At 73.3% G+C, this 8,771-nt stretch carries 7 protein-coding genes; 5 read left to right on the top strand and 2 right to left on the bottom strand.

The features are described 5' to 3' along the window. The 4 genes from E1264_RS35800 to hpnH form a co-directional block, all read left to right on the top strand. Nucleotides 1–484: FAD-dependent oxidoreductase (locus E1264_RS35800; RefSeq protein ID WP_207936683.1), on the top strand; the 484-nt coding region annotated here is incomplete at its 5' end. Beyond that, nucleotides 481–1,491 carry a polyprenyl synthetase family protein gene (locus E1264_RS35795; protein WP_132180835.1) on the top strand — a complete coding sequence of 337 codons (1,011 nt, stop codon included), beginning with the start codon at nucleotides 481–483 and terminating at the stop codon, nucleotides 1,489–1,491. The genes E1264_RS35800 and E1264_RS35795, both read left to right, overlap by 4 nt. Before the next feature lie 21 nt (nucleotides 1,492–1,512). Next, nucleotides 1,513–3,387, top strand: coding sequence for a squalene--hopene cyclase (gene shc / locus E1264_RS35790; protein WP_132180833.1), 1,875 nt, complete (start codon nucleotides 1,513–1,515; stop codon nucleotides 3,385–3,387). Then, entirely contained in the window at nucleotides 3,384–4,388 is a 1,005-nt protein-coding gene (hpnH, locus tag E1264_RS35785) for an adenosyl-hopene transferase HpnH (RefSeq protein ID WP_132180831.1), read from the top strand. The genes shc and hpnH overlap by 4 nt, the downstream gene beginning before the upstream one ends. A gap of 15 nt (nucleotides 4,389–4,403) precedes the next feature. Here the strand turns inward: hpnH and E1264_RS35780 are convergent, their stop codons facing one another. After that, complete coding sequence (locus tag E1264_RS35780; RefSeq protein ID WP_132180829.1) at nucleotides 4,404–5,246, bottom strand: SMP-30/gluconolactonase/LRE family protein; 843 nt, start codon at nucleotides 5,244–5,246, stop codon at nucleotides 4,404–4,406. Between the two features lie 221 nt (nucleotides 5,247–5,467). Between E1264_RS35780 and E1264_RS35775 the strand changes: the two genes are divergently transcribed. Continuing rightward, nucleotides 5,468–6,580, top strand: a complete 1,113-nt coding sequence (locus E1264_RS35775; protein WP_132180827.1) for a serine hydrolase domain-containing protein — start codon at nucleotides 5,468–5,470, stop codon at nucleotides 6,578–6,580. Here E1264_RS35775 and E1264_RS35770 read toward each other — a convergent pair. Continuing rightward, on the bottom strand, nucleotides 6,558–8,771 hold a 2,214-nt coding region (locus tag E1264_RS35770), incomplete at its 5' end, for a hypothetical protein (protein WP_207936682.1). The genes E1264_RS35775 and E1264_RS35770 overlap by 23 nt on opposite strands.

Raw genomic sequence — 8,771 nt, 5'->3', positions numbered from 1 at the left:
GCTCGGGTCGAGCCCGATCGTCAACGTCCACGTCGTCTACGACCGGCCGGTGCTGGACGAGCCGTTCGTCGCCGCGATCGATTCGCCCGTCCAGTGGGTCTTCGACCGGACGGCGATCAGCGGCGTCCCGTCCGGCCAGTACCTGGCGGTGTCGGTGTCGGCGGCCGACCGCTGGATCGACACGCCGACCGCCGAGCTGCGCGAGGTCTACCTCGCCGCGCTGGAGCGGCTGTTCCCGGCCGCCCGCCGCGCCCGCGTCACCGACTTCTTCGTGACCCGGGAGCGGCACGCCACGTTCCGTCAAGGCCCCGGCAGCGGCGCGCTGCGTCCCGCGTCCGCGACCCGGCTGCCGTGGCTGTTCCTCGCCGGTGCGTGGACCGACACGGGCTGGCCCGACACCATGGAGGGGGCCGTGCGCAGCGGTCTGAGCGCCGCCCGGCTGGCCCGGCGGCACCTGGCCGGTGCGGGGGTGAGCGCCCGATGACCGCCGTGCCGGCCTCGATCACCGACGGGCGGGCGCTGGTGGACCGGGCGATGCGCGCGTCCGCCGAGCGGCTCGACCCGATGACCCGCCGCGTCGTCGCCTACCACCTCGGCTGGACCGACGAGCAGGGCCGTCCGGCCGCGGCGGGCGGGAAGGCGCTGCGTCCGGCGCTGGCGCTGCTGTCGGCCCGCGCCGCCGGGACGCCCTACGAGACGGCGCTGCCGGGCGCGGTCGCCGTCGAGTTCGTGCACGCGTTCTCGCTGCTGCACGACGACATCATGGACGGCGACCGGACCCGCAGGCACCGTCCCGCCGCGTGGACGGTGTTCGGCCCGTCCGCCGCGATCCTCGGGGGTGACGCGCTGCTGGCGCTGTCGGAGGAGCTGCTGCTGGACGAGCACACGCGCGGCGCGCACTGGGCCGCGCGCGCTCTGGCCGCCGCGACGCAGCGGCTCATCTCGGGGCAGGCGCTCGACCTCGGGTTCGAGCAGCGCGACGACGTCACCCTCGACGAGTGCCTGACGATGGCCGCCGACAAGACCGGCGCGCTGCTCGCCTGCGCCTGCTCGATCGGGGCGATGCTCGGCGAGGGGCCCACCCGGCTCGTCACCGCGCTGACCGGCTTCGGGGCCGAGATGGGCCTGGCGTTCCAGCTGGTGGACGACCTGCTCGGCATCTGGGGCAGCCCGGACGCGACCGGCAAGCCGGTGCTGGCCGACCTGCGGGCCCGCAAGAAGTCGCTGCCCGTCGTGTACGCGCTGACCGCCGGGACCGCCGAGTCCGAACGCCTCGCCGAGCTGTACGCGCTGCCGGGGCCGCAGCCCGAGGACGTCCTGCGGGAGATGGCGCGGCTGGTCGAGGCGGCCGGAGGGCGGGAATGGGCGGCTGCCGAGGCGGACCGCCGGATCGCGTCGGCGGAGAAGCGGCTCGCCGACTCGGGCATGGACGACCACGTCCGCGCCGAGTTCCGCGACATCGCACTCTTCGTCACCTCCCGTGATCACTGACCTGCGGAAAGGGAGCGCTGAATGACAACGACCGACGTGTCCGGACTCACCGGTGCCGCCGCTGCCGCCGTCGACGCGGCCCGCGACCACCTGCTCGGCCTGCAGTCGCCCGAGGGCTGGTGGCGGGGCGAGCTGGAGACCAACGTGACCATGGACGCGGAGGACCTGCTGCTCCGCCAGTTCCTCGGCATCCGCTCCGAGAGCGAGACGGCCGAGGCGGCGCGCTGGATCCGCTCGCAGCAGCGCGAGGACGGGACGTGGGCGAACTTCCACGGCGGCCCGCCCGAGCTGTCGACGACGGTCGAGGCGTACGTCGCGCTGCGCCTCGCCGGTGACCCCGTGGACGCCGACCACATGCGCCGGGCGGCGAAGTACGCGCGGGACGCGGGCGGCATCGAGGCCACCCGCGTGTTCACCCGGATCTGGCTGGCCCTGTTCGGGCAGTGGTCGTGGGACGACCTGCCCGTCATGCCGCCGGAGCTGATGTACCTGCCGAGACGCGTCCCGCTGAACGTGTACGACTGGGCGTGCTGGGCGCGGCAGACGATCGTGCCGCTGACCGTGCTCGGGTCGCTGCGCCCGGTCCGGGCGCTGCCGTTCGACCTGCCGGAGCTGCGCAGCGGCGTCCGTCCGGTGAAGGACGAGAAGGGCTGGGGACGGTTCTTCAACGGGCTCGACCGCGTCCTGCACGTGTACGAGAAGCGCCCGGTGCGGCCGCTGCGGACGGCGGCGATGCGCCGCGCCGCCGACTGGATCATCGCCCGGCAGGAGGCGGACGGCTGCTGGGGCGGGATCCAGCCGCCGTGGGTGTACTCGCTGATGGCGCTGCACGAGCTCGGCTACGGCCTCGACCATCCGGTGATCCGCCGCGGCCTGGACGGTTTGGAACGCTTCACGATCCGGGACGAGAAGGGCCGCCGGATGGAGGCGTGCCAGTCGCCGGTCTGGGACACCGTCCTGGCCATGAACGCGCTCGGCGACGCGGGCGTGCCCGCCGACGACCCGGCGATGCGGCGCGCCGCCGCCTGGGTCGTCGGGGAGGAGATCCGCGGGCCGGGGGACTGGTCCGTGCGCCGCCCCGGCCTCCCGCCGGGCGGCTGGGCGTTCGAGTTCGACAACGACATCTACCCCGACACCGACGACACCGCCGAAGCGATCCTCGCCCTGCGCAAGGTCGACCTCCCGGAGGCCGAGGCGCCGATCGGGAGGGCCGTCCGGTGGCTGGAGGGCATGGCGTCGCGCGACGGCGGCTACGGGGCGTTCGACGCCGACAACACCCAGGACCTCTGCAACAAGCTGCCGTTCTGCGACTTCGGCGCGGTCATCGACCCGCCGTCCGCCGACGTCACCGCGCACGTCGTGGAGGCGCTGTGCGGCGAGGGGCGCGCGGAGTCACCGACCGTCAAGCGCGCCGTCGTCTGGCTGCTGAAGGCCCAGGAGGCAGACGGTTCGTGGTTCGGACGCTGGGGCGCCAACCACGTGTACGGGACGGGCAGCGTCGTCCCGGCGCTGGTCGCCGCGGGCGTCGGCCGGGGCAAATCGGCGATCCGCCGGGCGGTGGCGTGGCTGGAGCGGCACCAGAACGACGACGGCGGCTGGGGCGAGGACCTGCGCTCCTACGACGACCCCGCCTGGATCGGGCGGGGCGCGTCGACGGCGTCGCAGACGGCCTGGGCGCTGCTGGCGCTGCTCGCCGCCGGTGAACGCTCCCCGGCCGTGGACGCGGGCGTCCGCTGGCTCGTCGACCACCAGCGACCCGACGGGACCTGGGACGAGGACCAGTACACCGGCACCGGATTCCCCGGCGACTTCTACATCAACTACCACCTCTACCGGCTGGTCTTCCCGATCAGCGCGCTCGGCCGCTATCTGCCAAAGGAGGTCCGGACATCATGAGCATGCCGCTTCGCCAAAGCGTCCGCATCGGGACCTATATCCTCCGCAACAAGATTCGCGGCAGGGACAAGTTCCCTCTGATCGTGGAACTCGAACCGCTCTTCGCGTGCAATCTCGCGTGCGCCGGATGCGGCAAGATCCAGCACACGCACGACATCCTGAAGAAACGGATGCCGGTCGAGCAGGCCATCGCCGCGATCAAGGAGAGCGGCGCCCCGATGGTGTCCATCGCGGGCGGTGAACCGCTCATGCATCCGCAGATCGACGAGATCGTCGGCGAGCTGGTCAAGATGAAGAAGTTCGTCTTCCTCTGCACGAACGCGCTGCTCATCCCGAAGAAGCTCGACAGGTTCAAGCCGTCGCCGTACTTCGCGTGGGCGGTGCACATCGACGGCCTGAAGGAGCGGCACGACGCGTCCGTCTGCAAGGAGGGCGTCTTCGAGGACGCTGTCGCCGCCATCAAGGAATGCCAGAAGCGCGGATTCCGCGTCACGACGAACACGACGTTCTTCAACACAGACACGCCGCAGACCGTCATCGACGTCCTGAACTATCTCAACGACGACCTCAAGGTCGACGAGATGATGATCTCACCGGCCTACGCGTACGAGAAGGCGCCCGATCAGGAGCATTTCCTCGGCGTCCAGGAGACCAGGGAACTGTTCCGCAAGGCGTTCTCGGACGGGCGCCGCAAGCGCTGGCGCTTCAACCACTCGCCGCTCTTCCTCGACTTCCTGGAGGGCAAGGCCGACTTCGCCTGCACGGCGTGGGGAATCCCGTCCTATTCCCTTTTCGGGTGGCAGCGTCCCTGCTACCTGATGTCGGACGGCTACGCCCAGACCTACAAGGAGCTCATCGAGGAGACCGACTGGGACGCCTACGGACGGGGCCGCGACCCGCGCTGCGCCAACTGCATGGCGCACTGCGGGTACGAGCCCACGGCCGTCCTGAGCACGGTGAGCTCCCTGAAGGAGTCACTGCGCGCCATCCGCGCGAAGTAAGGCCGGGTCACGGGGTCACGGGCGTCCCACTCCCGGGACGTCCACCCGTGTGGCGAGCACCTGGCCGCTGCCCGGTGTCACCAGGTCCGGGCCGGTCATGCCGCGGAACTCGGCGGCCACGACGAACAGCGTCCTGCCGTCCGGGCCGCCGAGGGCGCAGGCGAAACCGCCGCGGTCCAGGGCGACCGTGTCCAGGACGGCGCCGCCCTCCGCGACGCGCGCGCACCACTGGTTGGGCACGTCGGCGTACCAGACGGCGCCCTCCGCGTCGAGGCAGATGCCGTCCGGGGTGCCCTCGCCCAGGTCGGCCCAGACGCGCCGGTTCGACAGGCCGCCGCCCGCTTCGATGTCGAACGCCAGCAGGCGGTGCCGGTAGGAGTCGGCGACGATCAGGGTGGAGTCGTCGGGCGTGACGGCCATCCCGTTGGGGAAGTCGATGTCGTCCGCGACCTGGCGCACCGTGCCGTCCGCGGTGACGAGGTGGACGAAGCCGGGCTTGAACGCGTCCGGCTCGGCCGGGTTCCAGCCGAGCCGGTTGACGTAGGCGTTGCCGCGGCCGTCGATCGCGATGTCGTTCCAACCCGGGTCGCCCAGTTTCACGTGCGGGGTCAGGGCGCCGTCCGGTTCGCGGCGCAGCAGCCGCCCGCCCGCGGAGTCGACGACCAGCAGCCGCCCGTCCGGGAGGAAGGCGCTGCACAGCGGCAGCGAGTCCACCCGCGCGACCACCTCGGCGCCGCCGTCGAGACCGACGGCGACGACCTCGCCCGCCGTCCAGTCGGAGAAGTACAGCCGGTCCCCGTGCCAGCGCGGCGACTCCAGCAGCCCCCGGCCGTCGAGCAGTGTCCGGATCTCACCCATGCTCGTCCCACCTCGATCGGTTCACCGCCGCCCCCGTGGACGGCGTCTCACCTCCTACACGAACGGACACCGCCCGGATCGACACCGGGGACGGCCGGTTTGCGACGTAGTAGTACGGAGGGCCGAGCGTGGAGCCGATACCCGAGGGTGACGCCCATCCGGTCCGGCCGCTCCTAGCGTGATGATCACCGCCGAGGGCGGGTCGAGCGAGGGGAGAGGCCATGCTGCGCACGTTGATCGCCGCCGCCGGAATCGTGGGGCTGGCGGTGGCGGGGACGGTGACCGCGCCGGGGGCGTCCGCGTCCCCAGCCGACGAGAATCAGCGGCTCAGGCAGCTGATCAACCGGATCACGACGGAGGACGGGGCGCCGGGGGCGATCGCCTACGTCGAGGACCGGCGCGGACGGAGGACGGTGATCAGGAGCGGGGTGGGCGATCTCCGGACCGGCGCGCCCGTCCCGGTGAACGGGCACTGGCGGATCGGCAGCATCACCAAGCCGTTCGTCGCGACCGTGGTGCTCCAGCTCGTCGGCGAGGGCGAGGTCGAGCTGGACGCGCCCGTCGACCGGTACCTGCCCGGTCTGGTCGACCGCAGGATCACCGTCCGGCACATCCTCCAGCACACCAGCGGCCTGCCGGACTACCTGAAGCACCTGGCCATGCCGGACATCATCCAGAACCCGCTCGACCACCACGACCGCCGCGACCTGCTCGCCACGGCCCTGAAGCACCCGCCGCTGTTCGAGCCCGGGAAGGAGTGGTCGTACGGCAACACCGGCTACCTGCTCGCCGGGATGCTGATCGAGAAGGTCACCGGGCGCCCGTACGGGGAGGAGATCGAGCGGCGCATCCTGAAGCCGCTGCGGCTGCGCCACACGTCCGTGCCCGCCGACCACTCGTTCCTGCCCTGGCCGCACCCGCGCGGCTACGTCCGTCCCGCCCCGGACGCGGCGCCGCTCGACCGGACGCGGCTCAACCCCTCGGTCGCCCCGTCGAGCGGGAACATGGTGTCGACGGCGTCCGACGTGAACCGCTTCTTCGCCGCCCTCATCGGCGGGCGGCTGCTCGACCGCGCCGAGCTGCGCGAGATGATGACCACCCGCCCCACCGGACGGCCGTCAGGAACGGAGTACGGCCTCGGGCTGGAGCGGGTCCCGCTGCGCTGCGGCGGCCACCTGTGGGGGCACGCCGGGGACTTCATCGGGTTCTCCACCCGCAGCGGCGTCGGCCCGGACGGCAGGCGCGCCACGGTCATGGCCAACCTCAAACCCGGGAGCACCGACGCGCAGGACGACGACCTCGGCGAGGCCCTCACGACCGCTCTGTGCGAGTGACGTCCGCGGGCTCCGGGCTTGCGGTGCCGCCCCTGGACCGGGGCGCGCGGGCGCAGCTGAGGGCCACCAGCGGCAGCAGCGTGACCAGCCCGAACGTCACGAGGCGGATGCCGTAGTCGTTGACCACCGCGCCGATCACGCACGTGGTCAGGACCGCCGCGAGCGTGGGACGCAGCGTCGGCCACGCGCGCAGGGCCGCGTCGAGGTAGCCGGGCGAGAACCGGTCGGGCCACACCAGCGCCGCCACCAGGACGGCGAGGACGAGCGCCGTGCCCCAGGCCATCGGGCCGCCCGCGAGGGAGCCCAGCGCGTACCCGGCCTTGCGCTCGACGAGCTGCCACGCCTGCCCTTCGAGGACGTCCTGGACGAACCGCCCGGCATGGGTGCGGGAGGCGGCGGGACGCAGCCAGTCCGCCACCGCGACGGCCGCGACCGCCGCCACCGCCGCCGACCCGACCGCGACCAGCCGCGCCGGGGTCAGCCGCACCCCGGCGACCGCGAAGCACAGCACCGCGACGCCCGGGATCAGCGCCAGCCCGCCGCCGACGTCCGCGCCCCACGACGGCCACGTGTCCACGCCGACGGCCACCGCGCCGATCACCGCCACGGCCACGGTCGCCGCGCGCCGCCGCCCGCGCTCGATCAGCTCGGCCGCCGCCGCGCCCGCCAGCACCAGCGCGGCGACGGAGAACACGGCGAAGGTGGAGTTGCCGAACCCGTAGTACCGCCCGCCGTACAGCGCGGACGGCCCGAACGGGCTGGCGCGGTGCAGGAGCGTGCCGGTCGCCGCGTCCACGACCAGGACGCTGAACGTGAGCAGGCTGACGGCCAGCGGCACCCGCCACAGCGGCCGCGCGGGCAGCAGCCACACCGGCACCGCCGCCGCCGCGACGGTGAACACCAGGGCGCCCCACAGCGCCGCGTCCTGGAACGGGGCGTGCCACCACCGCGTCAGCGACACCAGATACACCGACACCGGCACCACCGAGAAGACGAGCGCCGCGTGGATGAGGCCGCGCCTCTGCCACGGTCTCGGCGTCCGGCCGCGCCGCGCGGTGACCACAGCGGCGGTGTACAGGACGAACTGCGTCACCGCCACCACGAGCAGGAGCAGCCTCGACCATTGCCGCAGCGTCTGGTCGGTCGTGGTCACGGCCCCCAGCTCGTGGACGGTCGTGGTCGGGTCGGCGGGGCGCGCCCGCCCGAGGGAGATCGGCGTGCCGCTGAACTCGGCCGGCTCGGGCGCGCCGACCGCGTCGAGCAGGGTGCTGGGGACGTCCAGCAGCCGGACGACCCCGCCCCAGCGGGTGGAGGTGACGGTCAGCAGCGCGGGGTCGGAGCGCGAGGCCGTCACGGGTCCGGCGACCATGCTGACCGCCAGATGCGGTGTCCCGCCCGGCGGCTCGGTGACGCCTTGGACCAGCACGGTGGTGGCGCCGTCCAGGCGTTCCAGCACGCTTCCCGCGAACGCGTCGATCTTCGCCAGCGAGTTCAGCCGTCCGGAGCCGGACTCCACGACCTGGCCGCCGTCGATCACCGTGACCGGGCAGCGGAGGGCGTCGTCGTCCACGGTGGCGCTGTAGCGGGCGACGGTCCCGTCCGGACGGGCCAGCGCGACGGCGGCGCCGGGCCCGATGGCGGTCTCGCAGCCTTCGTGCTCGGCCAGCGCCCGGCCGAGTTCACCGGGATGCGGGGAGAACTCCGATCGGGACTGGGCGTCGACGAGCTCGTCCCACCGTCCCACGCGCGCCTCGCCCTCGCGGTCGCCGGTGCCCGTGACCTTGGGCAGGGGCTTGCATTCGCCCTCGTCCGGGCCCTCCTCCCAGCGGGGCCCCACGCTGGACTGCCCCGCGGACAGCGACAGCCACCCGTCGGACGCGCACGCCGACCCGCCCGTCGTCCGGACCGTCGCGGCACCGGCCGCCGCACCGGTGGCGCCGCCGGTGGATCCGCCGCCGGTGAGCAGGCGCCACAGGTGCGGGGTCTGGTCCTCGCGGATGTCGCCCCACGCCAGCCCCGCGACGCCGATGACCACCACCGGCGCGCGCACCGGACGGACGTCCCCGCCCGACCGCCCCGCGAGCTGCACCGCCGCCGACCCGATGACCAGGCACAGCAGCACCGCCGCCCACGCCACCGCCACCTGGCCGCGCCTTCGCCCCGCATCGATCATGAGGCCAGAGTCCTGGCC

Origin of the sequence: Actinomadura sp. KC216 (assembly GCF_004348535.1) — a bacterium.
Taxonomy (GTDB): Bacteria; Actinomycetota; Actinomycetes; order Streptosporangiales; family Streptosporangiaceae; genus Spirillospora.
This window is presented reverse-complemented; position numbering and strand designations above follow the sequence as displayed.